This is a genomic window from Lactobacillus helveticus DSM 20075 = CGMCC 1.1877 (assembly GCF_000160855.1).
GTDB lineage: Bacteria > Bacillota > Bacilli > Lactobacillales > Lactobacillaceae > Lactobacillus > Lactobacillus helveticus.
Map to the genome: position 1 here is coordinate 1 of NZ_GG700766.1, position 24,714 is coordinate 24,714.

The window sequence follows — 24,714 nt, forward strand, 5'->3', positions numbered from 1 at the left end:
CTATTTTAAATGTTAACTTAAAATCTTGAGTATCATAATCTTCGCCATCAATTTGAGCAAATTCCGGTTTTTGAGTTGTAACCTGAATTTCTTTAGCCTCTATGTAGTGAAATTGGGGTGCATTAACGTGCGATCCATCTTTTAATAATTTGCCAAAAAGATGAATAAATTTGAATAAACTGGGCTTTTCAACAATTACGGTATCTAACTGGTGACTGTAAATATTGGCTTTAGGCAAAATAGCAATTTCGCCACCGAAGTATGGGTGATTAGTTGTAGTGACAAAATAAGCATTCCCATAGCGAACAGTTTCATTTGCGGTTTTTATGGTCACTGTGAATGTATCTTGTTTTGCCAGAGTCTTGATAATGTTTAAGCCGTAAATTAAGTTGCCAAAATTAATGTGATTTAGTTTCTTTTTTAATTTTTCATTGTTGCTTTGATGAACAACAAATGCATCAAATCCAATACCGAAATTGTTAACAAAATAACCTTGAGGCATTTTATCAATGTTTGAGGTAAAGAATCCGCAATCAACACGTTCTGGTTCAGGATCCTGCAATAAGTTATTAACTAGTTGCAATGGATCGTTTGTTAGTCCAGCTCCTCGCGCAAAATCGTTTCCTGTTCCTGCCGGTAAATAGGTGATAGGAGTCTCAAGAAAGTTTGATTTTTTAATACCATTTAATACTTCATTAAAAGATCAGTCTCCACCTACGACAATTAAAATGTCATTGGGTGTAGGATTGGTATTAGCATAATCTTGAGCTAATTTGATTAATTCACCAGGATAATGGCTTTTTTGATGACTAAATGGAATGTTTAAATTTTTTAATACTTTTTGCAAGGAATAATCAGCTGCAACTGCATTTCCGTTACCAGCTACTTCATTAACTAATAAATGTACTTTAATTTTTTTATTCATATATCTTATATTCAAAATAAAAGACTCCCGAAGGAGTCTAATTTTTATTTCTTTTCAATAATGATTGGCAAAATCATTGGTCGCCGTTCAGTCTTAGAATAAAGGAAATCAGAAAGATTTTCAGAAATTGCTTTCTTAATATCACTTTCCTTAGGCTTGTCTGATTTAGCCATTTCATTTCTAAGTACGTGGTAGACATGTTTTTGAGCCTGATTGATTAACTCAGTTGATTCACGCATGTAGACGAAACCACGACTGAGAATATCAGGACCAGCTAAGACACGTTTATGTTTGTAGTCAACAGTTGCTACTGCCACAACCAATCCTTCGTCTGAAAGAATTTGACGATCATGGACAACAACATTACCGACATCTGCAGTACCTGAAGTATCAACATAAACATCGTCTGCTGGAATTCTACCAGCAATTCTAGCTCCGTTAGGTCCAAAACATACGACTTCACCATTAGACAACACGAAAGTATTTTCTGCAGGTACGCCAGCTTCTTGAGCTAATTGCGTATGAATAACCTGCATTCTATACTCACCGTGAACTGGAATCATGTACTTAGGTTTAGATAAACGCACCATCATCTTTAATTCTTCTTGACCACCGTGACCAGAAGTGTGGACGTTGTTAACACGACCATGGATGACATTAGCGCCGCCTTCCATTAATTTATTAATTAAGTGGTTTACGCTCAATGTGTTTCCTGGAATTGGGTTAGAAGAGAAGATAACTGTGTCACCAGGCTGTAAAGTTATTTGTCTGTGAGTACCATTGGCAATTCTTGAAAGAGCTGCTAATGGTTCACCTTGTGATCCAGTACATAGGATCATAACTTTATCTGGTGGTAATTTGTTGATTTCTTCTGCATTAACGATTAAATCTCTGGGTACATTTAAGTATCCTAAATCAATACCATTAGCAACGCCGTTTTCCATACTACGTCCAAAAATGGCAACTTTTCTACCGATATCAATAGCGGCTTGAATAGCTGTTGATACACGATAAAGATTAGAGGCAAATGTTGCGAAAATAATTCGCCCATGGATACCAGTAATAATGTTATGAAGTGACTGTGCAACGAATCTTTCAGATTTGGTAAACTGAGTAACTTCAGCGTTAGTAGAATCTGAAAGAAGTGCAAGTACTCCTTCTTTACCTAGTTGAGCCATTTTTTGAAAGTCTGGTGCAGGTTGATTCATTACAGGTGTTAAGTCAAACTTAAAATCACCAGTAAAGACTACAGCACCAAGTGGCGTATGAACGGCAATTCCTAAAGTATCATGAATGGAGTGAGTGGTTCTGAAGAAAGAAACAGAGAGTTTCTTAAATTTTAAAACCGTATCTTCATGTTCTTCATGTAGTTCGGTAGTCTTTAAAATTCCGTGTTCCTCTAACTTGCCTCTGATTAATGAAAGGGCAAATGGAGTTGCATAAACAGGAATTTCAGGTATCTTTTCCAATAAAAATGGAATACCACCAATGTGGTCTTCATGTCCGTGACTAACTACAAGAGCTTTAATCTTCTTACGGTTTTTAATTAGGTATGAATAATCAGAAATAACGTAATTAATACCTAATAAATCGTCTTCGGGGAATTTAATACCACAGTCCATGATGATAATTTCATCCTGATACTGCACACAATACATATTTTTACCGATTTCATGCAAACCCCCGATTGCATAAACGGCTACTTCATTATTTTTAATTCGCACTCTTTATTACTTCTTATCGAACTTAGTTAACTTAAAGTCAGCATGTTCTTTTTCGTAAGCTAAAGAATTGCCTGTTAATTCTTGGATGAGTTCAATGTTGTAGGGGGTATTGTCCTCAACCGTACTTCTTGCTTCGACCATGTTGTCAGCTTCCATGTAAAGAGTTTGAGTGGTTTCTCTACGTGGGTTGACAATTTTGTCTTTTTGATACAAAACTTTGTAAATCATAAATGATTCTCCTTAATTAATGTATAAACGTTCAATTTAGAGTGAATTCACTCCATAGCTAATAAAAATTTTATCATATTTGTAAAGCTAAGTATATAAATATGTTTAGATCGATTTTCATTTGAAAATTATTAAGAAATTCATGTGATAATCATTGACGTAAAATAACATTAGTTGTACTATGGTCTTGTAGTGAATAATGAATAAACTCATTTACTCGCTACAAGAAGTCTCTTCAGTCTTCTTAATTCATTCCCAATGTATGAACCACTGGTCCAGTCACTCAGTGGTTTTATTTTATTATAATATAAAAAGAGCCTGCTTATGCAGACTCTTTTTTGATTTAAATAACATTTAGGAAATAACTACTGTGTCTTCCTTAAGTGCAAATGGTTCTTTTTTATTAATTCTGTCATAAAAGAGGTGACCGTTAAGGTGATCGATTTCATGAGAAGAAACAATTGCTGGATAATCTTTCAAGCGAATAGTTTTTTCTTCTCCATCAACAGTGTAGTAATGAATAGTTAACTTGTCTGGACGTGGTACATAGCCATTAATTACTTTGTCAACGCTAAGGCAACCTTCACCTTCGCTAAGGCAAGCTTGACGTACAGATTCAGAAACAATTTCTGGGTTAACGTAAACTTCCTTAAAGATGATTTCGCCTTTATCATCAGGAACTAAAAGCGCAGCCATTTGTACGCCTTCACCAACTTGAGGTGCAGCTAATCCAACACCTGCTCTAAGTTGATGCTTTTCAGCGATCTTTGGATCTTGTGAATTAACTAAATATTCCATCATGTCTTCTGCTAATTGCTTGTAATGGTCACTAAGCGGAAAAGTTAAAGGCTTAGCAACTTGACGTAAAACGGGATCACCGTCACGCACAATATCTTTCATTAAGATCAAAATAATTACTCCTTTTTTAAAAACTTATCTAATATATTTTTACCATATTTCAAGCGATTTTGCTTGATTTTAGATGAAAACAATTAAAAGTTAACTTATTGTTAAGCGTTGACCTGCGTGCAGTTAGGTGGTAAAATTCACTAACGTAACTATACAGATCAGAAATAGAAGCACTTCGATAAGGCGCAACTGCGTTACCGAAACTGTGACAGAGTCACAGTTTTTTTATTGAAGAGTGGGGAGGAATACTTTTGTCAGAAAAAAGAAGAGACGATCTTAGAAATATCGCTATCATTGCCCACGTTGACCACGGTAAAACTACTTTGGTTAACCAATTATTAAAGCAATCCGATACTTTGCCAGAACATATGGATCTGGAAGATCGTGCTATGGACTCAAACGCTATTGAACGTGAACGTGGTATTACTATTTTATCTAAGAATACTGCTGTTCGATACAAGGATACTACTATCAACATCTTGGATACACCAGGTCACGCCGACTTCGGTGGAGAAGTTGAACGTGTTATGCACATGGTAGACGGAGCATTGCTTTTGGTTGATGCTTATGAAGGTCCAATGCCACAGACTCGTTTTGTTTTGAAGAAGGCTTTGGAAGCTGGTGTAAAGCCAATTGTTGTTTTGAACAAGATTGATCGTCCAGGTGCTCGTCCTAAGAAGGTTTTGGATGATGTGCTTGAACTCTTCATCGAATTAGGTGCTAACGATGAACAGCTTGACTTCCCAGTTGTTTACGCATCAGCTTTGAATGGTACTTCATCATACGATGCAGATCCAAGTACTCAAAAGGAAACTATGGATCCTATCTTTGATACCATTATTAAGAATATTCCTGCTCCAATCGACAATTCAGATGAGCCTTTGCAATTCCAAATCACAATGCTTGACTGGGATGACTACGTTGGTCGAATTGGTGTTGGTAGAATTTACCGTGGTAAGGTTAAGGTTGGAGACAACATCACTGTTATGAAGCGCGATTGCTCTACTCAAAACTTCCGCGTTACTAAGTTATTCGGTTACTTCGGTTTGAAGCGTAACGAAATTAAGGAAGCTAAGGCTGGAGACATTGTTGCCATTAGTGGTATTAATGATATTTATGTTGGTGAAACTATTGCTTCAGCAGAACATCCAGAAGCATTACCACTTCTTAAGATTGATCCACCAACACTTCAAATGGACTTTGCAGCCAATGACTCACCATTTGCAGGTCGTGAAGGTGATCAAGTAACACCTAAGAAGCTTGAAGACCGTTTGATTCGTCAAACTCGTACTGATGTTTCATTGAAGGTTGAACCTACTGATCAATTGAATGCATGGACTGTTTCTGGTCGTGGTGAACTTCACCTATCAATTTTGGTTGAAGAGCTTCGTCGTGAAGGATTCGAATTACAACTTTCACGTCCTAAGGTTATTTACCGTGAGATCGATGGTACTATGTGTGAACCATTTGAATCTGTACAAATTGATACTCCAGATGAATACGTTGGTTCAGTTATTGATTCTCTTTCACAAAGAAAAGGTGAAATGAAGAACATGGAATCAACTGGTAACGGTCAAACTCGTCTTGAATTCTTAGTTCCATCACGTGGTTTGATTGGTTACAACAACGAATTCATGTCACAAACTGGTGGTTACGGTATCATGAACCACACCTTTGAAGCATACAAGCCAGTAGTTAAGAATTGGAACCCAGGTCGTCGTAATGGTGCTTTGGTATCAATTAATCAAGGTCAATCAACCACTTACTCACTTCAATCAGTTGAACAACGTGGTGAATTATTCATCGGCGCTGGTGTTGAAGTTTACGAAGGTATGATCGTTGGTCAATCATCACGTGAACGTGATATTGCTGTTAACGTAACTAAGGGTAAGAACTTGACTAACACCCGTGCTGCAGGTAAGGACCATGCTGCTGCAATCAAGACCCCTAGAACTTTGACTCTTGAAGAAGCTATCGAATTCTTGAACGATGATGAATACTGTGAAGTAACTCCGGAATCAATTCGTTTACGTAAGAAGATTTTGAACACTTCAGAACGTCAAAAGGCTGATAAGAAGCGTAACCGTGCTAATTAATTTTAGATAATCTTAAAAAGGTCATCACTTAATAGAAGTGGTGGCCTTTTTGTTTTATAATGAAAAAGTATTATTTCATAAAAGGGGCAACGCTCGTGCGTCGAAAATTAAGATACCTTAACTATCGTATATTTATCCCGTATCTAATTTTGGTAGTACTGGGGATAGTTTTGGTTTATTCAGCAAGTTCAGATATTTTATTAGTTAATGGTTTTAAACCAAATGTTTACGGCATTAGGCAGGCAATTTATGCTGTAGTGGCCTTCTTATTTTTTGGTGTTCCATTTTTTGCATTAAAAATAAAAGTATTTAAAAGTCCTAAATTTGTTGCGGGCTTTTTAATTATTTGTATTTTGATGCTGGTATGGCTAGTTTTCTTGCGGCTCTTTCATAGTTCGGCGGCAGTTAATGGTGCTGTGGGTTGGATTAATTTAGGTTTTATGAATTTGCAGCCACTGGAAGTTACCAAATTAGCATTAGTTATTTACTTAGCTTATGTTTTAGATCGGCAAGATGGAAAATTTACTAGAGGAAGAATTAAGACTAATTTATCTCATCCAGCCATCTTAGCCGCATTTTTAATGTGCTTAGTTATTGTTGAGCCCGATTTAGGTGGTACAGCAATTCTTTTTATGATTACTCTGGTAATGTTTTCGGTATCAGGCATACCAGCTAAATTAGCTTTGACTTGGTTAATCGGCATCGCACTTTTTATTGGGCTTGTGGTGCTTTTAATCATTATTTGGAATCCTGAATTTTTGCAAAAGAGTTATCAATTCCAACGATTAATGTCGTTTTTGCATCCGTTTGAACTAGAAAGAAAAGGTGGAGCACAGTTAGTAAATTCCTACTATGCTATCCATAATGGCGGAATATTAGGAGTTGGACTAGGTAATAGTATGCAAAAAAGAGGCTACTTGCCAGAGCCATATACTGACTTTATTTTGTCAATCACAGCGGAAGAAATAGGGGTAATTTTAACTATTTTATTAGTAGGATTATTATTCTATCTAATGCTGGAAATCATGAATGTTGGTATTCATGCCGTTTCTCAATTCGACGCCTTAATTTGTTTTGGTGTTGCCACAATTATTTTTACCGAAGCATTTTTTAATATAGGGGCCGTATTAGGGCTATTGCCAATTACTGGGGTAACGCTGCCGTTTATTTCATATGGTGGTTCTTCTATGATTGTGTTAACCGCAGCGATTGGATTAGTTTTAAATGTCTCTGCAAATGAAAAAATGCTCAAAGAAAAGGATGAAACAGTAGCGTGAGTATTAATCAAGAAATAGAAAATACACATTTAACTAAGCGTGTTGCATTAATTATTTATCTAAAATCTGTCAGTGATCAGTACAAATTGCGTCATTATGGCGATATAGTTTATTTCTCTAAAAAAATGAAATATTGCATTTTATACGTAAATCGCAAAGAAGCTAAAGATGTGAAAAATCAAATAGTCCAACTAGATTTTGTAAATTATGTCGAAATTTCTCCTGAAGAAAAGGTCAATTTAGATAGCCAACATATTGAAGGACAGTTGGTTAAAATGGCTAAAGAAGCAGAGAAAAAGTTACAACTTGAACAAGAGAAGAATGAGGATCAAATGCAATGAGAATCATTTCAGGAAAATATGCTAAAAGAAATTTGTTTACTTTAAAGAGTAATAAAACACGTCCTACAAGCGATAAGGTTAAGGAATCTCTTTTTAATTCATTAGGCCAATTTTTTAATGGCGGTAATGTTTTGGATTTATATGCCGGCAGTGGTGCTTTAGGAATTGAAGCTGTTTCAAGAGGTTATGATCATGCTAGTCTGGTAGATATCAATCATGCTGCATGTTCTATCATTAAAAAGAATGTTGCTTTAACTAAAGAAGAAAATCTTTTCAGTGTTTATAACATGCGCAGCAATGCTGCTTTAAAGTTATTTGCAGAAAACCAAGAAAAATTTGACTTGGTTTTTCTAGATCCACCATATGCTAAGGAAAAAATTGCAAAAGATATGTTGCAAATGAATAAATTAGGGTTGTTAAACTCAAGCGCTACTATAGTAGCAGAAACTGATGATCATACTGAATTAGGTGATATCAGCGGTTTTTCTTTAATTAAGGAACATCACTTGGGTAAAACGATTGTAAGAATATATCGAAAGGATTAAAAATGACTATTGCACTTTTTCCAGGAAGTTTTGATCCTATTACAAATGGGCATATAGAAACCGCTAAAAAAGCAGCTGAAATTTTTGAAAAAGTTTATTTGGTAGCAATGACTAATACTTCTAAGCATTATCTGTTTTCTCCAGGAGAAAGAGCTGATTTTGCTAGGGATGCATTAAAAGATGTGGCTAATATTGAGGTGTTAGAAAAGCCTGATGAAATTACAGTTGATTTAGCACATGAATTGAACGCTAAGGCAATTGTGCGTGGAGTTCGTAATAGTGCCGATTTTCGTTATGAACAAGAAATTGCTGGGATTAATAAGCGCTTGGCTCCAGATATCAATACGATTTTATTATTCAGCAGTCCAGAAAATTCATTTGTAGCTTCCAGTATGATTAAAGAATTGGCTAAGTTTGATAAAGATGTTAGTCAATTTTTACCTGAAAAAGCTGCTAAAGCTTTAAGAAGGAAGTTAGGTAATGAATACGCAGAATAAAAAGCATCAACTACGAAATTGGCTACTTGCGCTTCTTGCCATTTTAGTTGTCGGTATATTAGTATTTTGGCCGACTGATTATTTTATTGAATCTCCAGGTGAAGCTGTTCCAGTTAGTCAGTTTATTAAGTCTAAAAATAAAAAGCCAGATAATTTTTATCTTGTTACTGTTAGTGTGACTAGTCGACCTGCGTCTATTTTGCAGTATTTGTGGAGTTATACCAAACCGTATGATGAACGCGTTCCAAGTAAGGAACTATTGGGTGGCCAAACTAATGCTCAATATAATGAATTGCAAGATTGGTATATGGAAACTAGTCAGCAAAATGCCATTTATTATGCAGCTAAAAAAGCAGGTAAAAAGCATAGCTTGCAGTACTTAGGAGTTTATGTGATGGAAGTTCAGAAAAACTCTAGCTTTAAACATAAACTTCAAATAGGCGATACTGTTTTAGGCGCAAACGGTCATCGTTTTCATTCTACAGAAGAAATGATGTCTTATTTGCGCAAACAGAAAATCGGTTCTAAGATAACTATTTCAGTTTTAAGAGGAAAACAAAAGAAAAAGTTTACTGGTAAAGTTGTTAAGGTTAAGGATACCAATAAACCAGGAATTGGAATTCAGTTAGTTGAACATGTTGAAGTCAAAACTAAGCCTAAATTAACAATCAATGCTGGTGAAATCGGTGGCCCTTCTGCTGGATTAATGTTTACTTTAGAAAGTTATGAAGTATTTAGTAAGCAGAATCTCAGTCATGGTCATAAAATTGCAGGTACCGGTACAATATCGCCAACTGGTAAGGTGGGTATTATTGGCGGTGTAGATAAAAAAGTAGTAGCAACTAGTCGAGAGGGTGCGGAAGTCTTTTTTGCACCAACCGATTCATCCAGCGTGAAAAAGAGCGAGACCAATTATGCTGTTGCCAAAAGAACTGCCAAAAAGATTCATACAAAAATGAAAATAGTTCCAGTCGATACTTTTGATGATGCAATTAACTATTTAAAAGCACACTACTAAAAATTTTTGCAAAAAATTTAAAGTCCAGAAAAAATTCTGGGCTTTTTTTGCGTATTAAATAGTAGAGGTGAAATTTTATGGATTTTGAAAAAATCAAAGAATTCGTGTTGGAAAAGAAGTTATATTTTATTGTGGCAGTTGTACTGCTAGTAGGAGGACTGTGGCTCCAAAAAGGAGATGGAGCAGAAGATTCATATGATAATGCTCAAAAAATGAGTCAATCTAGCAGCGCCAATACCAGCGCATCAGCTAAAGTCAATTCGGCAAGCAGTGCATCAAATTCCGCTACAACTAATTCTAAAACAGTAACCTGTGATATTTCAGGAGCTGTTAAACACCAAGGTGTTTATACCTTGAAAAATGGGGCTAGGTTGCAAGAGCTAATTGAAGCCGCTGGTGGTACTACGGGAAAAGTACAACTAAAGGCGATTAATCGGGCTATTCTGTTAAAAGATCAGGATAAGATTCATATTCCGTATAAAGGCGAAAAAGTAGAAAGTGCGGCAACTGCAGGGACAGGTACAAGTACAAGTACTAATTCAACTTCAACGTCTTCAAATAGTTCAGCTTCAAACCAAGAAAGTGGAGAAAAAGTAAATTTAAATACAGCTGATGTAGCTGGCTTGCAGAAATTGACAGGGATAGGAGAAAAGAAGGCAGAACAAATTATTGCCTATCGTGAACAAAATGGTCCCTTTAAAAAAGTAGAGGATTTGATGCAAGTATCAGGTATAGGAGAGAAGACCTTTGCAAGCCTCAAAGATCAACTTACTGTTTAAAAATGATGTTGGATTTTATTTGTTGACGGCGTTGTTGCTGATTGCAGTTTCATTTCTAGCCTTTGTTTGTGAATCATTTAGTCAAAAAATTATCTGCATTCTGATTACTGGCTACTTTGCTGTATTGTTGCTGAAAAAATATGCTACAAGTTTAAAACTAGTTCTAATATTGGTTAGCTTGTTTATAGGCGTGATTACTTTAAATAAAAGAGAGGCATCGTTTGAATTAACTGAACAAAGTCAAATTAAAATTTATCCAGATCAGGTTCATGTCAAAGATGATTATTTAACTGGTATTGGGCATTTTCAACGAGGGAAGATTTTAATAAGCGGCAAAGTTACAAGCGAACAAGAAAAAGATTTAAAAAAGGGTTTGCCACTAATAATCAGTCAAATTAAAGGTGAATGCGGAAAAATTGAACCTGCGACTAATATTGGTGAATTTGATTATCAAAATTATTATGCCGCAAAAGGGATTATCCAAAAAATAAAATATTCTACTTGTAATCTGCGGGTTATGAGATCTAATAGTGTTTTAACTAATTTACATAAAATACGATTCGATTTGCAAAATTATTTTCAAAAAATGCCGCAATTGTTGGGCTTTTTTGCTAGTGAATTAATCCTAGGTGAAAATAATGCGCAAGAAAACCAAGAGATTTTGAACAATTATCGTGATTTAGGCGTAGTTCATTTATTGAGTATTTCAGGTTTGCACGTTGGACTATACGTCTTGATAATTAGTACGATTTGCTTTTATTTGAAAATGACGGATGAAGAAGCATTTCTTTGTTGCTGCATAGTATTGTTGTTAGGTATCTTTTTAAGCTATGGGCAAGCAGGGTTTGTCAGAGCAAGTTTAACGTATTTTTTGGGTAAAATTTGCAAGTTCAAGGGCTATCGGGTAGCTGGAATTGATATATTGGGATTAGCCTGCATTTTGCATATTATATTTGTGCCACGTTTATTTATGATGGCGGGGGCGATTTTGAGCTACTTGTTAGCCAAAGGACTGCAGTTAACAAATAAATTTGGCAAAATGTCACAATCAATTTTATTAAATGTATTGCTGACACCTTTATTATTGTTTTATTTTTATCAAGTTAATTTTCTTACTGTTCTGTTTAATTTGATGGTAGTTCCATATTTTAATTGGGTTGTGATGCCTATTGCTTTTGCTAATGTCTTGCTGTTTGGCTTTACTAAAAAGCTAGCTCCGTTTTTTGAGCAAGTTTTAGAGTTAGGTGAAAAAGCAATTGGCAATTTATCTAATACTAAATTAGGTTTGTTAACATTTGGCAAAATAAATTGGTGGCAGTGTTTGATTTTGATATTGCTGACTGTTTTGCTGATTATTGCTTTAAGAGAAAAAACAGAATGGAAGATTAATAAAAAGAAGCTGAGCTGTAGTTTAATTGGCACGTATTTTCTGTTCTTTAGCATGATTCATTTCCCGTTGCGAGGGCAGGTGACCTTTATTGATGTAGGTCAGGGTGACAGTATTTTGATTACTACTCCGTTTCCGCGCAGAGCGTATATGATTGATACAGGCGGAAAATTGAATTTCTCTGGTAAAAAAATGACGCCGCAAATCAACCGTATTACAATTCCTTTTTTAAAGAGTTTAGGGATTAGTACGCTTGATGGGGTATTTGTTTCTCATCAGGATGCAGATCATGTTGGTGATTTGGGGCCGTTGCTGGAACAGATTTACGTAAAAAGACTTTTTATGGCAAAAGGGTTAATTAATAATACTTCTTTTCAAAAAAGATTAAATGGGCGAGTTAAACATACCAAGTTAATAGAGTTATTGGCCGAGATGCAAGTAAAGGAGCCGCAAATCAAATTTAACGTTGTTTATCCGTATCAGCCAGGAGAAGGAAAAAATGAAGATTCCTTAAGCTTGTTTTTTAGAGTTGCCAATAAAAATTGGCTTTTCACAGGTGACCTAGGTCAAGATGGCGAAAAAGAAATTATGCAGAAATCAAATTTATCTGTTGTTTATTTTAAGTTGGGACATCATGGTAGTAAGACTTCGTCTAATCCAGATTTCTTGCGAGCAATTCATCCGCAAAAGGTTTTTATTTCAGCGGGACGTAAGAATCGTTTTGGACATCCGCATCAAGAGACTTTAACGACGCTCAGCGAGCAACAGATACCATGGGTTTCAACCCAAGACTGTGGTATGATTAGCTGGTACTATGGTGGAATGCAAAAGCCAAAATTTAGTTACTTTTTAAAGCGGGGTAAAAGATGACCTTACTTTCTTTGTTTAAGAATACAAATAATAATAATCCCCATACTTTAATTTGGGGTGGGGATGATTTTCTCAATGATTATTTAGCTAATTCATATATTAAAGAAGATCAGTTTAAAGATTTAGAACATGTCAGTGTAGATTGCGAAAATGATGTTTTGGATGAACTGATTGCCAGTTTGACAGAATCGAGTTTATTTAGTGAAAATAAATTGATTTTAGTGAAAAATCCGTTCTTCTTGACTGAAAAGGTGCCAAAAAAGCTGAAGAAGCAGATTGATGATTTACAAAAAATATTTGATAACCTAAATGAACTAGAAGATGTAGTGGTGATCGTTGCTTCATATGATAAGCTGGATCGCCGCAAAAAGCTGACTAAGACAGTTTTAAAGCAATTCAATGTGGTTGAGCCAACTATTCGTTCTTACGAGGTAGGAGCAGTAGTCAAGTCGCTAATTAAGACTGAAGGCTACACTATTACTCAATCAGCCTTACAATTGTTGATTGAACGCAGTGATCAAGTGATTGATACCATTTTAAGCAACTATCAAAAGCTTAAGATGGCAGCTAATGATAATAAGATTACAGAAAAATCCGTTATTCAAAATGTAGATCTGTCATTAGCACAAAATATTTTTGCTATTTTAGAAGCTGCGCTAAATAAAAATTATCAAGAGGCAATTGAGCGTCTTGATAATCAATTAAGAGAGGGCACAAATCCGATTCAGCTATTAGCAGTTTTTGAAAATCAATTAGAATTAATTTTAGTGGTAAAAATTTTAGCTCAAAGAGGCAGAAGTGAAGTTCAAATTGTTAAAGAACTAGGTGTTCATCCTTATAGAGTGAAGTTAGCATTGAGAAACAAATTAACCGTACCTGAGCTGGAACAATTGCTGCAAAAAGCAATTCAGTTGGAGTTTAATTATAAAAATGGAATATATCATGAAGACAATTTCTTAAAATTGTTTGTATTATCTGTTTAAGGCAAAAAAAGAGAGAAGAAACATAGTTACTTCTCTCTTTTTGATTAGTAATAAGTAAAATTACTTGTTTGCTAATTTAGTTAAACGACTCTTGTCACGAGCAGCCTTGTTCTTGTGGATTAAGCCTTTTGAAGCAGCCTTGTCCAAAGCACGAACAGCTTCTAAATGCAATTTGGAGACGTCTTCTTTACTATCACTTTCAACAGCGTTCTTGAACTTCTTAACAGCAGTTCTTAACTTGCTCAATTCAGAAGCGTTGCGTTTGTTAGCAGCGTTTTGCGTCTTAACACGTTTGATAGCTGATTTGATTTGTGGCATGAAATTCACCTCCAATGATTTAGAAATTTACTTCATCCATTATACTTAAGAACTACTTGGGATGCAAGATAATTTGAGCTTGCTTTTTTAAAAAATATTGTGTAATATAGTTCGAGTGAACCGTTAACGCTGTTTACCCGCTCACACCGACGATAAACGTTGTTAATGGCAATTTAATTTATGAAAGGTGAAATTTTTATGGCAATTTCAAAGACTGAAAAAGATAACATTATTAAAGAATACGCAACTCATGAAGGTGACACTGGTTCTGTTGAAGTTCAAGTTGCTCTTTTAACTGCAGACATCAACAACTTGACTGACCACATGAAGAGTCACAAGCACGACCACCACTCATACGTTGGTTTGCTTAAGAAGATTGGTCACCGTCGTAACTTGCTTCGTTACTTAGAAAACAACGACATCAACCGTTACCGTGAATTGATCAAGAAGTTAGGTCTTCGTCGTTAATTTTTTAATTAGCAATAAAAAGCCAGCCCGTGGGGCTGGCTTTTTTGCATCTGTCATATTTTCTTTCTTTATGCTAAAATTGAAACAGATATTTTTACGTTGTGATCTTTTAGATCCATAAAAAATTAAAAATTTTAATATAGAAAAGGAAATATAATGGCTAATCAACTAAAGATTATGATCTTGAGTGGTGTGCGTGAACAAGGTAAAGACATGTTCGCCGTTCAAGTTAATGATGAAATTTTTGTCCTTGATGCCGGATTAAAGTATCCTGATAGTTCTTTATTTGGTATCGATGTAGTAATTCCTGACCTTGATTTCTTTGAACAATATGGTGATCGAGTAGCAGGAATCTTTTTGACGCATGGGCATGCTGATTCAATTGGTGCATTACCATATATTTTGCGTAAGTATGATATTCCAGTTTTTGGTTCTCAATTAAGTATTGAACTTGCTAAGATTGATGTTCAACGCGAAAACAAGCACTGCAAGAACAGTTTGTTCCATGTGATTGATGCAGATACTGAAATCGATTTTAAGAATGCAAGTATCTCATTCTTCCATACTACACACTCAATTCCTGATTCATTGGGAATTGATGTACATACTCCAGCAGGCGAAATTGTTTATACTGGTGATTTCAAATTCGATCCAACAGCTGCTGATAATTATCGTACTGATATGGATCGTTTGGCAGAAATCGAACAAAAAGGAGTTCTTGCTCTTTTAAGTGATTCTTCAAATGCCGAAGCTTCATATCCTAATGCTTCAGAACAAGATATTGGTAACTTTGTAACTAATGTCTTTAGGAATGCAACAGGTCGAATTATTGTTGCAGCTAAGGCTTCTAATTTGAATCGTGTACAAGAAGTTTTGAATGCAGCAAAAGCTACTGGCAAGAGAGTGCTCTTAACTGGTCGTGATTTGGCTAAAATCGTTAGAACTTCAATGAAATTAGGCTATTTAGACGTTCCAGATGGCCTTTTGATGAGAGTTAAAGATTTAAAGACAGTGCCTGATAATCAAACGGTTATTTTGGAGACTGGCCGAATGGGCGAACCACTTAACTCTTTGCAAAAGATGGCTAAAAAACGTCACAGCATGATTACTATTCATGATGGTGATTTAGTCTTTATTGCTACCACTCCATCTCATGCAGTTGAAACTATGGTGGCTGAGACTAGTGACTTAGTTTATAAAGCAGGCGGAACGGTTATTCAGTTAGGTCGCAACATGCATACTAGTGGTCACGCAACCGGTCGTGATATTCAATTATTGATCGATACTTTAAAGCCTAAGTTTTTGATCCCAGTTATTGGTGAATATAGATTGTTAGAAATTGTTCGCAGTTTGGCTATCAAGACTGGAATGAGTCCTAAGAATATTTACATTACTAAAAACGGTGATTGCTTAGATTACGACTTTAAGAAGAAGCGTTTCTACTTATCTGATCCTGTTCCTGGTGAAGACACAATGATCGATGGCTCAGGCGTTGGTGATGTGGGCAATATTGTTTTGCGTGACCGTGAAGTGCTTTCCGATGATGGTATTTTCATTGCTGTAGTTACGATTGATCGTAAGAAAAAAAAGATTATTGCAGAACCTAAGGTAACTAGTCGCGGATTTGTTTACATTAAAGCTAATAAACAATTGATGAATGATTCAATTGAGGTAATCAAAAAGGCGATTAACAGCAATTTCGAACACAAGAAGTTTGACTGGACAGAATTAAAGCAAGATATTCGTAGCGATTTGGAAAAATTCTTATATAAGAAGACAAATCGGCGCCCAGTTATTTTGCCAGTTGTAATGGAAGTAAATCAAAATCGTCATCGTGCAATGCAAAAGCGCAATGAGAAAAAACAGGAAAACAATAAGACGCATTCGTCAAATAATAAAACCAGAAATAATAAAGAAAAGAAAGATTAATTATGACATCAGTAAGTCAAAAGAATTTATTGAAACTTGCTGAAGAAAATAAGCACAAGGGAGATCTTGCTGCAGCAATTCAAAATTTAGAAGAAGCATTGCGGGGAGAGCATTCATTAGATGTGATCTTGAAGCTATGTGATCTCTATTGTGCAAATAAACAAGAAGATCAGGCCTATGCTTTAATTAAAGAAGAGCCTGATCTTCTTTCTGATAAGCAAGTATATCGCATGTATTGTAAAGTTTTAAAAGAAAATAACTTCTTAATAGAAGCTTTGCAATTAAAAGAAATTACAGGATTAAAACTGCCTTTTAAAGTGCAGCCAGTTTCTGAAGAAAAGCAAAAACAAATTATGCAATCTTTTAAAGCAAAAAAGCAGGTTAACCAAATGGATTATGAAAGTTTGCATAAATTAAATTTAATTAATTTTACAACTTTTGCTCAAAGTATTTTGTTAGAACCAGTTTCTGATTTTGCCGTACGTTTATCACTTTGCGAGGATCTTATTAGATTGAAGCTAAAAGATAAATTTAAAGTATGGGTTATAGATGATTTAACTGAGTTTGTACCTGCAGATACGTTGCTTTTAGAAAAGGATCCTAAATATAGAGAAATAATTTCAGCTATTGGAGCAAAATTTAGTCATAACCCCAGTCAATTGCCTTTAATGATAGGTGAAACCAATTTAGTGTTGGGCAGTTTGTATCCCAAATTGAATAATTATGTAGATGAACCTGATAGTTTTGCCAGTGATTTGGTAGCTTATTTGCAACAAAAAGATGGTAGAACTCATCAAAAATTATTTGAAAGAATTTATCAGAAACTTCCAAATTAAAAAATAGGTAAAAAAGGTTTACATTTTCAAAGTATTTAGTATAATTAGCAAAGGATATTTTCGTTAGGCAAATTAGCTTAAGCTTTTTTACTAGGCAATTGCCGAAGAAAGTAGTACAATATTCAACAGAGAATTATCCGTTAACTTATCTCAACGGACTTCTTGCAAATTTACAGGAGGGTCATTTTAATGGCAGAAAAAGAACATTACGTTAGAACTAAGCCACACGTAAACATTGGTACTATCGGTCACGTTGACCACGGTAAGACCACTTTAACTGCGGCTATTACTACTGTTTTAGCTGAAAAGGGTTTAGCTAAGGCTGAAGATTACTCACAAATCGATGCTGCACCAGAAGAAAAGGAACGTGGTATCACTATTAACACCGCCCACGTAGAATACGAAACTGAAAATCGTCACTACGCTCACATGGACGCTCCAGGCCACGCAGACTACATCAAGAACATGATTACCGGTGCTGCACAAATGGATGGTGCCATCTTAGTTGTTGCTGCAACTGATGGTCCTATGCCACAAACTCGTGAACACATTTTGCTTGCTCGTCAAGTTGGTGTTAACTACATCGTAGTATTCTTGAACAAGTGCGATTTAGTTGACGACCCAGAATTGATCGACTTGGTTGAAATGGAAGTTCGTGACTTGTTAACTGAATATGATTACCCTGGTGACGATATTCCAGTTGTTCGTGGTTCAGCTTTGAAGGCTTTAGAAGGCGACAAGGAAGCTCAAGAACAAATTCTTAAGTTGATGGACACCGTTGATGAATACATCCCAACTCCAGAACGTCAAACTGACAAGCCATTCTTAATGCCAGTTGAAGACGTATTCACTATCACTGGTCGTGGTACTGTTGCTTCAGGTCGTATCGACCGTGGTACTGTTAAGGTCGGCGATGAAGTCGAAATCGTTGGTTTGGTAGACAAGGTTCTTAAGTCAGTTGTTACTGGTTTGGAAATGTTCCACAAGACTTTGGACTTAGGTGAAGCCGGCGATAACGTTGGTGTATTGCTTCGTGGTATTGACCGTGACCAAGTTGTTCGTGGTCAAGTATTGGCTGCTCCAGGCTCAATCCAAACCCACAATAAATTCAAGGCTCAAGTTTATGTCTTGAAGAAAGAAGAAGGTGGACGTCACACTCCATTCTTCTCAGACTACCGTCCACAATTCTACTTCCACACCACTGATATTACTGGTGAAATTGAATTGCCAGAAGGTACTGAAATGGTTATGCCTGGTGATAACACTGAATTCACTGTTACTTTGATTAAGCCAGCTGCCATCGAAAAGGGTACTAAGTTCACCATCCGTGAAGGTGGTCGTACCGTTGGTGCCGGTCAGGTTACTGAAATCCTTGACTAATTTCTAACGATATAGCAAAAAAGATGCACTTCTTCACAGGAGCGCATCTTTTTTCTTTTAGATTTGTTTTTTGTGCCAGTTTAAGGTAAGATAACTTAGTATGCAAGAAGCAAACTCAAACTTGACATTGGAGGTATTTTATTAATGTCTGTAAAATGGAAAAAGACCGGTAAAACAACCGGTGAACTTACTTTTGATATTTCAAAAGATGAAATTAAATTAGGTTTGGATCAAGCTTTTAGAAGAGTTAAGAAAAACTTACATGTTCCTGGTTTTAGAAAAGGTCACGTTTCTCGTGTTATCTTTGATCAATACTATGGTGAAGAAGCATTATATGAAGATGCTTTAAACATTGTATTGCCAAATGCATATTCTGCTGCTGTTAAGGAAGCAGGTATTGCTGCAGTTGGTCAACCTCAAATTGTTCCAGTATCACTGGATAAAGACAAGGACTGGACTATGAAGGCTACTGTTACTGTAGAACCAGAAGTTAAGTTAGGCGACTACAAGGGTATTGAAGTTCCAAAGCAAAATACTCGTGTATACCAAAAAGACGTTGATGCTGAACTTGACAAGCGTCGTGAACAAAATGCTGAACTTGTACTTAAGAAGGGTAAGTCAGCTAAGGGCGACACTGTAACCATTGATTATAAGGGTACTATCGATGGTAAGGAATTTGAAGGTGGCTCAGCTGAAAACTACTCACTTGAATTAGGTTCAGGTGCATTCATTCCTGGCTTTGAAGACCAACTTATTGGTCACGAAGCAGGTGACGATGTTGATGTTGTTGTAACCTTCCCTAAGGATTACGGTGCAAAGGATTTAGCTGGTAAAGAAGCACACTTTGCAACTAAGATTCACGAAGTTAAGTCAAAGCAACTTCCTAAGTTAGACGATGAGTTTGCTAAGGATGTTGACGATTCAGTAGATACTCTTGATGAATTAAAAGACAAGATCAAGAAGCAATTGAGGGATCAAAAGGAACAAGCTGCAAACGATGCTATTCAAGAAGCAGCTATTGAAGGTGCAGTAAAGAACGCTACTGTTGACGAAATTCCTGATGCAATGATTCAAGACGACGTTGATACTCAATTGAACCAATACTTAGGTAACATGCAACGTCAAGGTATCGATCCACAAACTTACTACAAGTTGACTAACACTAATGAACAACAATTACGTTCACAATTTGCTAAGAACGCTGCTGAAAGAGTTAAGACTAACTTAGTTCTTGAAGCTATTGTTGAAAAAGAGGGTCTTAAGGCAACTAAGGAAGAAATTGATAAGGAAATCAAGGACCTTGCTGCTGAATACAACATGGATGAAAAGACTATACGTAACACCTTATCAGATGATATGTTAAGTCACGACATCACTGTACGTAAGGCTATGGATCTTGTTACTGATAATGTTAAGCAAGTTGCTAAGGCAAAGCTTGAAGCAAAAGAAGCAGAAGACAAGAAGGAAAACAAGTAATAAAAAATTATTACTGATTTCCGATTAAAAAGCGGCTTTAGGCCGCTTTTTTTGATATATAAGCTTAATATTTATCAAAATATAATAATTTATGATAATCTATTTTGGTAGGTATAGGGAGGAAATATAATGGCAAATCAGTTTACAGATCAAGAAGAGATTAAATGTTCTTTTTGTGGTAAAACTCAAGACCAAGTCAAAAAGATGATCGCCGGCAATGGCGTTTATATTTGCAACGAATGCGTTGACTTATCTAAGAAAATAATTGATGATGAACTGCGTGCAGATTCTGTTAAGACTGCAATTGAATTACCAAAACCAATGGAAATTAAGAAACAGCTTGATCAATACGTAATTGGCCAAAATCGTGCTAAAAAAGTATTGTCTGTTGCTGTTTATAATCACTACAAGCGAATTAGTCAGATGGACGTTGATTCTTCTACAGAATTACAAAAATCTAACATTGCAATGATTGGACCTACTGGATCAGGTAAGACTTATTTAGCTCAAACTTTAGCTAGAATCTTAAATGTACCTTTTGCAATTGCCGATGCAACTACATTAACTGAAGCTGGTTATGTTGGTGAAGATGTAGAAAACATCTTGCTCAAATTATTGCAAAATGCAGATTACGATTTGGAACGTGCTCAACGCGGCATTATTTATATCGATGAAATTGATAAAATTTCTAAGAAATCTGAGAATGTTTCAATTACTCGTGATGTTTCAGGTGAAGGCGTACAACAATCATTATTGAAGATTTTGGAAGGTACTATTGCTTCAGTTCCACCTCAAGGTGGTCGTAAGCATCCACAACAAGAAATGATCAAGATAGATACCACAAATATCTTATTTATTGTGGGTGGTGCCTTCGATGGTATTGAACAGATCGTTAAGAATAGATTAGGCAAGAAGACAATTGGCTTTGGCGCCGAAAATGACGTTGATAAAATTGACGCAGATGATTGGACTCGTCATTTGACTACAGCAGATTTAGTTAAGTTTGGGATGATACCTGAATTTATCGGTAGAATTCCAATTATCACAACTTTAGATAACCTCAGCAGCGAAGATTTGGTTAGAGTATTAACCGAACCAAAGAATGCTTTAGTTAAGCAATACAAGAAGTTGCTTTCACTTGATGGCGTTGATCTTAAATTTACTGATGGTGCACTTAAGGCAATTGCTGACTTGGCAATTCAAAGAAACATGGGTGCTCGTGGTTTAAGAACTATAATTGAAAACTCAATTATGGATATCATGTACAAGACTCCAAGTGAAAAAGATATTGAAGCTGTCGAAGTAACTAAAGATGTAATCATACGTCATGCTGAACCTAAAGTTATTCGTAAAAAGGATAAAAAAGAAAGTAGTAAAGCACGGGTAGGCGCGAATGATAATTAAAAGTAGTAATTATGCTGTCAGTGCAGTTAGAGAAGATCAGTATCCCAAGGATAATTTGCCTGAGATTGCATTATCAGGCCGTTCAAACGTGGGAAAGTCAAGCTTGATTAATACGCTACTTAACAGAAAAAACTTGGCTAGAACCTCTTCACAGCCTGGTAAAACACAAACTTTAAATTTCTATCTAATAAACGATGAGTTTTATCTTGTAGATGTACCGGGATATGGCTATGCTAGAGTTTCACAAAAGAAACGCCAAGAATTTGGTGAAATGATCCAAGATTATTTGGAAACAAGACCTAACTTAAAGGGTTTAGTAATTTTAATTGATTCTCGTCATGAACCAACTAAAGATGATATTGCAATGTATAATTATGCTCAATATCTGAATTTGCCTATTTTAGTTGTATGTACGAAGATCGATAAAATAAAAAAGAGCCAAGTAAATAAAGCAATGTCCCGTTTGAAAAAGAACATAGATCTTAATTATGATTATGTAACGGTTTTGACATTTAGTTCTGTAACTAAATTACATGTTGCAGAATTAGGTAACTGGATTGAAGAAAAAATTAGTAAATAAAAAGCAAGAAGTTGCTAACTTAGGTTAGCAGCTTTTTCTTATGAGATGCTTATTAGAATAAATTTGCTTAAAAGAAAGGGTGCTAAAATTGAAAGTGTAGTAAAGAAAGTAGAGGCTTTATCTTGTATGATAATAAAACGCAGAAAAAGATATTAACTACACTAAGCCTGGTTTTGATGATTATTACTACGGTTTATGGTTTTGGTAATGTCTCAGTTTCATATCGGCAAATGACTTATGCCGGAATTATTTGGTTTATTTTAGCCGGAATATGTTTTTTTTTTTCCAGCTGAATTAATTATGGCAGAATACGGTTCAGCCTTTCATGATGCTAAAGGTGGGATTTATTCTTGGCTTGCTGGCTCTATTGGTGAAAAATGGGCCTTTATCGGGACTTTTGTATGGCTGGCCAAAATGGGTATTATGGCTAGTATCTAGCGCCTCAAGGCTTTGGATTTCGATCTCAGCGCTAATTTTTGGTAAAGATACAACGCAAAGCTGGGATTTATTTGGCTTGCGCGGAACTCCATTAAATAGGTGTGCTGGCTATCTTATTCATGATTGTATCTACATACTTATCATCAAGAGGGATGACCGGAATTAAGATCATGTCCTCAATTGGTGGTTGGTTTATGATTGGCATGAACTTGATTTTTATTCTATCTAGTTTACTAGTTATTATTATGAATCATGGACAATTCGCTCAACCAATCACTGGCTGGCAGAGTTTTATTATTTCACCTAATAAAGATTTCCAAACGCCGATAACCATTATTTCCTTTGTTGTCTATGCGGTATTTGCATATGGTGGTATGGAAACTGTTGGTGGGGTTATCGATAGTATGAAGCACCCAGAAAAGGACTTCCCTAAGGGCTTAATTATTGGTAGTTTATTTACTATTATCTCTTATGTCTTAATGATCTTTATGACCGGTTTTTCAGTTAATTATCAAAAAGATATTGTTCAAACTGGAGCCAATACAGGTAATATTACTTATGTGGTTTATGGTACTTTAGGTAAGGCTTTTGGGACTGCGCTTAATTTAGATCCTCAAACCAGCTTAATGATTGGCAAAATCTATACGAGAGCGATCGCATTATCAGGATTGATGGGAATGATGGGTGCTTTCTTCGTTTTGCTGTATTCACCTGTTAAGTCCTTTATTATGGGGTCTGATCCACGACTTTGGCCTAAGGCTGCTACTAAATTAAACAAGCACGGCATCCCTGCCGATGCAATGTGGGCCCAAACTGTTTTCGTTTGCTTATTGATTGCAGTAGTTTCATTTGGCGGTAGTGCAGCAACAAGCTTTTATCGGATTTTGACTGATATGGGGAATGTTGCAGCCACAGCACCGTATATCTTCTTGATCGGTGCGTTTCCATTTTTCTTAAAGAAAGATTATCCACGTAAATTTAGGGTATTTACGAATTATAAATGGACAGTAGCGTTAGTTGTGTTTGTAGAAATAATTGTCTGCACAGGAATCATATTTACGGTTCTACAACCAATTTTGGAACATAGATATGCAACAGCCTTCTGGACTGGATTTGGCCCAATATTCTTTGGTTTAATAGCCTATATCTTTTATCGTACTTCGAAGAAAAAACATGGTTTAACTAATTTAGATTAAAAACAAAAAAGACTTGCTTCAAAAAAGCAGGTCTTTTTGATTACGCTAAAGTTGTAATGTCGTTGAATTTAGGTAAATTATCGACAAATCTTTCATAAGCATTTTGCTCAGTAGTCTCAGTAATTTGTGCAGTAGCAAAGTTACTATTTCTTAAATATTCTTCATCAATAGAAATTTGATGAGTAAATGTGGCATTTCCAATAAGTTCAATCCAATAATTTTTGTTTTCATAATGGACAATAGTTTTAACCATGCCACCAGGATTATACACGTTAATTGGCGTATCAAATTCTGCTATCTCCGGTTTGGTTAAACAAAACGCTAATGAAGTAGCAGACATTCCAGTACCACAGGCATTGGTAAAGCCGACGCCGCGTTCATAAGTCCTTACAAATAAACGATTTTTATCTAAAATTTGGGCAAAATTAACATTAACGCCATCAGTAAAATAAGGATTTTTATCGTTGAGTCGTTTGCCAATAATTCCTAAAATAGGTCCAGTGATTTGTCTTTGATTAACGAAACTAATTAAATGAGGATTGGGTACGGCAATGGAAGAAAAACGCAAACCTTGATAAAGTTCGGGAGCAAAGTCGTCTATTAATCGAGCATGTCCTAAATTATCGAATGGTAAAGCCTCTTTGTTGAAATGAACAGGCGAGATTTCAACGGCAAAAGCAGGAACGTTTGATGCGAAGTCATCGTCTTTTCTGACACGGAGACTCGCATTCATCGTATCAACCAAGAAATTAGTTTTTTGGTACTTTTCGCTTAAATAACGAGCGACAGTTCTAAGACCGTTGCCACACATAGAAGCTTCACTGCCATCGGCGTTAATAACACGCATTTGAGCTAAAGCATTTTCTCTGACAGGATCATTGACTACTAAGACACCGTCTGCACCGTCAAGGAGTCCGGTCTTTGGATCTGTAAGTTTAATAGTTAGCTTCTTTAATTCCTCGTCAGACAATTTTTGCTTTAATTCAGTTTGATCAAGAATAAAAAAGTGATTTTGTGAGCCGTGTACTTTTAATAAATTAACCATGATTTTCTTCCTTTGCAAAAAATTGATGATAGATAATCTTAACTGCTTCGTCTGCTTTTTCTTTT

21 protein-coding genes and 2 pseudogenes are annotated in these 24,714 nt (G+C 35.7%); 17 read left to right on the forward strand and 6 right to left on the reverse strand.

Going from position 1 to position 24,714, the window contains the following annotated elements; all coding sequences use genetic code 11:
- The 4 genes and pseudogenes from HMPREF0518_RS09030 to def form a co-directional block, all read right to left on the reverse strand.
- A pseudogene (locus tag HMPREF0518_RS09030) lies at positions 1-925 on the reverse strand (diacylglycerol/lipid kinase family protein); the annotation flags it as partial.
- Positions 926-969: 44 nt separating this feature from the next.
- Positions 970-2,649 (reverse strand): ribonuclease J1, encoded by a 1,680-nt coding sequence (gene rnjA / locus HMPREF0518_RS09035; protein WP_003627931.1) that lies wholly within the window; start codon positions 2,647-2,649, stop codon positions 970-972.
- Positions 2,650-2,655: 6 nt separating this feature from the next.
- A complete protein-coding gene (locus HMPREF0518_RS09040) occupies positions 2,656-2,877 on the reverse strand; it encodes a DNA-dependent RNA polymerase subunit epsilon (protein ID WP_003627933.1) in 222 nt (73 codons plus the stop codon).
- Between the two features lie 354 nt (positions 2,878-3,231).
- Complete coding sequence (gene def, locus HMPREF0518_RS09045; RefSeq protein ID WP_003628072.1) at positions 3,232-3,786, reverse strand: peptide deformylase; 555 nt, start codon at positions 3,784-3,786, stop codon at positions 3,232-3,234.
- Between the two features lie 251 nt (positions 3,787-4,037).
- Between def and typA the strand changes: the two genes are divergently transcribed.
- The 9 genes from typA (at position 4,038) to holA (ending at position 13,579) form a co-directional block, all read left to right on the forward strand.
- A complete protein-coding gene (gene typA / locus HMPREF0518_RS09050; RefSeq protein ID WP_003627935.1) occupies positions 4,038-5,882 on the forward strand; it encodes a translational GTPase TypA in 1,845 nt (614 codons plus the stop codon).
- 95 nt (positions 5,883-5,977) lie between these two features.
- Positions 5,978-7,159 carry an FtsW/RodA/SpoVE family cell cycle protein gene (locus HMPREF0518_RS09055; RefSeq protein ID WP_003628074.1) on the forward strand — a complete coding sequence of 394 codons (1,182 nt, stop codon included), beginning with the start codon at positions 5,978-5,980 and terminating at the stop codon, positions 7,157-7,159.
- Positions 7,156-7,500: a DUF2129 domain-containing protein gene (locus HMPREF0518_RS09060; protein WP_003627937.1), complete on the forward strand. Its 345-nt coding sequence runs from the start codon at positions 7,156-7,158 to the stop codon at positions 7,498-7,500. The genes HMPREF0518_RS09055 and HMPREF0518_RS09060 overlap by 4 nt, the downstream gene beginning before the upstream one ends.
- Complete coding sequence (gene rsmD, locus HMPREF0518_RS09065; RefSeq protein ID WP_003627938.1) at positions 7,497-8,045, forward strand: 16S rRNA (guanine(966)-N(2))-methyltransferase RsmD; 549 nt, start codon at positions 7,497-7,499, stop codon at positions 8,043-8,045. Before HMPREF0518_RS09060 ends, rsmD begins: the two co-directional genes overlap by 4 nt.
- Before the next feature lie 2 nt (positions 8,046-8,047).
- The gene (gene coaD / locus HMPREF0518_RS09070) at positions 8,048-8,542 is read left to right on the forward strand and encodes a pantetheine-phosphate adenylyltransferase (protein ID WP_003627939.1); all 495 of its coding nucleotides are present in this window, start codon (positions 8,048-8,050) and stop codon (positions 8,540-8,542) included.
- Entirely contained in the window at positions 8,526-9,560 is a 1,035-nt protein-coding gene (locus HMPREF0518_RS09075) for a SepM family pheromone-processing serine protease (protein WP_003627940.1), read from the forward strand. Before coaD ends, HMPREF0518_RS09075 begins: the two co-directional genes overlap by 17 nt.
- A 77-nt stretch (positions 9,561-9,637) precedes the next feature.
- Positions 9,638-10,339: a ComEA family DNA-binding protein gene (locus tag HMPREF0518_RS09080; RefSeq protein WP_003627941.1), complete on the forward strand. Its 702-nt coding sequence runs from the start codon at positions 9,638-9,640 to the stop codon at positions 10,337-10,339.
- The gene (locus HMPREF0518_RS09085; protein ID WP_003627942.1) at positions 10,308-12,596 is read left to right on the forward strand and encodes a DNA internalization-related competence protein ComEC/Rec2; all 2,289 of its coding nucleotides are present in this window, start codon (positions 10,308-10,310) and stop codon (positions 12,594-12,596) included. Before HMPREF0518_RS09080 ends, HMPREF0518_RS09085 begins: the two co-directional genes overlap by 32 nt.
- Complete coding sequence (holA, locus tag HMPREF0518_RS09090; RefSeq protein ID WP_003627943.1) at positions 12,593-13,579, forward strand: DNA polymerase III subunit delta; 987 nt, start codon at positions 12,593-12,595, stop codon at positions 13,577-13,579. Before HMPREF0518_RS09085 ends, holA begins: the two co-directional genes overlap by 4 nt.
- A gap of 60 nt (positions 13,580-13,639) precedes the next feature.
- Here holA and rpsT read toward each other — a convergent pair whose 3' ends face one another.
- Positions 13,640-13,897: a 30S ribosomal protein S20 gene (gene rpsT, locus HMPREF0518_RS09095; RefSeq protein WP_003627944.1), complete on the reverse strand. Its 258-nt coding sequence runs from the start codon at positions 13,895-13,897 to the stop codon at positions 13,640-13,642.
- 198 nt (positions 13,898-14,095) lie between these two features.
- Here rpsT and rpsO point away from each other — a divergent pair, with 198 nt between their 5' ends.
- The 8 genes and pseudogenes from rpsO to yjeM all read left to right on the forward strand — a co-directional run bounded on the left by rpsO (position 14,096) and on the right by yjeM (position 23,604).
- Positions 14,096-14,365, forward strand: coding sequence for a 30S ribosomal protein S15 (gene rpsO, locus HMPREF0518_RS09100; RefSeq protein ID WP_003628079.1), 270 nt, complete (start codon positions 14,096-14,098; stop codon positions 14,363-14,365).
- Between the two features lie 156 nt (positions 14,366-14,521).
- Positions 14,522-16,294 (forward strand): ribonuclease J, encoded by a 1,773-nt coding sequence (locus HMPREF0518_RS09105; protein ID WP_003627946.1) that lies wholly within the window; start codon positions 14,522-14,524, stop codon positions 16,292-16,294.
- Positions 16,295-16,296: 2 nt separating this feature from the next.
- Positions 16,297-17,130: a tetratricopeptide repeat protein gene (locus HMPREF0518_RS09110; protein ID WP_003627947.1), complete on the forward strand. Its 834-nt coding sequence runs from the start codon at positions 16,297-16,299 to the stop codon at positions 17,128-17,130.
- 189 nt (positions 17,131-17,319) lie between these two features.
- On the forward strand, positions 17,320-18,510 hold the full coding sequence (tuf, locus tag HMPREF0518_RS09115) for an elongation factor Tu (protein ID WP_003627948.1): 1,191 nt from the start codon (positions 17,320-17,322) through the stop codon (positions 18,508-18,510).
- A 144-nt stretch (positions 18,511-18,654) separates the two neighbouring features.
- Entirely contained in the window at positions 18,655-19,986 is a 1,332-nt protein-coding gene (tig, locus tag HMPREF0518_RS09120) for a trigger factor (RefSeq protein ID WP_003627950.1), read from the forward strand.
- A 129-nt stretch (positions 19,987-20,115) separates the two neighbouring features.
- Positions 20,116-21,390, forward strand: coding sequence for an ATP-dependent Clp protease ATP-binding subunit ClpX (gene clpX / locus HMPREF0518_RS09125; protein ID WP_003627951.1), 1,275 nt, complete (start codon positions 20,116-20,118; stop codon positions 21,388-21,390).
- Entirely contained in the window at positions 21,380-21,970 is a 591-nt protein-coding gene (gene yihA, locus HMPREF0518_RS09130) for a ribosome biogenesis GTP-binding protein YihA/YsxC (protein ID WP_003627952.1), read from the forward strand. Before clpX ends, yihA begins: the two co-directional genes overlap by 11 nt.
- Before the next feature lie 176 nt (positions 21,971-22,146).
- A pseudogene (gene yjeM, locus HMPREF0518_RS09135) lies at positions 22,147-23,604 on the forward strand (glutamate/gamma-aminobutyrate family transporter YjeM).
- Positions 23,605-23,644: 40 nt separating this feature from the next.
- Here the strand turns inward: yjeM and dapF are convergent.
- A complete protein-coding gene (dapF, locus tag HMPREF0518_RS09140; RefSeq protein ID WP_003628082.1) occupies positions 23,645-24,649 on the reverse strand; it encodes a diaminopimelate epimerase in 1,005 nt (334 codons plus the stop codon).
- Positions 24,650-24,714: the final 65 nt, after the last annotated feature.

What these genes read in the sequence shown, in the direction of transcription:
- tuf (WP_003627948.1), top strand. Translation starts at nt 17,320, where the DNA reads ATGGCAGAAAAAGAACATTACGTTAGAACTAAGCCACACGTAAACATT.
- holA (WP_003627943.1), top strand. Translation starts at nt 12,593, where the DNA reads ATGACCTTACTTTCTTTGTTTAAGAATACAAATAATAATAATCCCCAT.
- yihA (WP_003627952.1), top strand. Translation starts at nt 21,380, where the DNA reads ATGATAATTAAAAGTAGTAATTATGCTGTCAGTGCAGTTAGAGAAGAT.
- rpsT (WP_003627944.1), bottom strand. Translation starts at nt 13,897, where the DNA reads ATGCCACAAATCAAATCAGCTATCAAACGTGTTAAGACGCAAAACGCT.
- HMPREF0518_RS09075 (WP_003627940.1), top strand. Translation starts at nt 8,526, where the DNA reads ATGAATACGCAGAATAAAAAGCATCAACTACGAAATTGGCTACTTGCG.
- HMPREF0518_RS09105 (WP_003627946.1), top strand. Translation starts at nt 14,522, where the DNA reads ATGGCTAATCAACTAAAGATTATGATCTTGAGTGGTGTGCGTGAACAA.
- HMPREF0518_RS09080 (WP_003627941.1), top strand. Translation starts at nt 9,638, where the DNA reads ATGGATTTTGAAAAAATCAAAGAATTCGTGTTGGAAAAGAAGTTATAT.
- HMPREF0518_RS09110 (WP_003627947.1), top strand. Translation starts at nt 16,297, where the DNA reads ATGACATCAGTAAGTCAAAAGAATTTATTGAAACTTGCTGAAGAAAAT.
- rpsO (WP_003628079.1), top strand. Translation starts at nt 14,096, where the DNA reads ATGGCAATTTCAAAGACTGAAAAAGATAACATTATTAAAGAATACGCA.
- dapF (WP_003628082.1), bottom strand. Translation starts at nt 24,649, where the DNA reads ATGGTTAATTTATTAAAAGTACACGGCTCACAAAATCACTTTTTTATT.
- rsmD (WP_003627938.1), top strand. Translation starts at nt 7,497, where the DNA reads ATGAGAATCATTTCAGGAAAATATGCTAAAAGAAATTTGTTTACTTTA.
- clpX (WP_003627951.1), top strand. Translation starts at nt 20,116, where the DNA reads ATGGCAAATCAGTTTACAGATCAAGAAGAGATTAAATGTTCTTTTTGT.
- HMPREF0518_RS09040 (WP_003627933.1), bottom strand. Translation starts at nt 2,877, where the DNA reads ATGATTTACAAAGTTTTGTATCAAAAAGACAAAATTGTCAACCCACGT.
- coaD (WP_003627939.1), top strand. Translation starts at nt 8,048, where the DNA reads ATGACTATTGCACTTTTTCCAGGAAGTTTTGATCCTATTACAAATGGG.
- tig (WP_003627950.1), top strand. Translation starts at nt 18,655, where the DNA reads ATGTCTGTAAAATGGAAAAAGACCGGTAAAACAACCGGTGAACTTACT.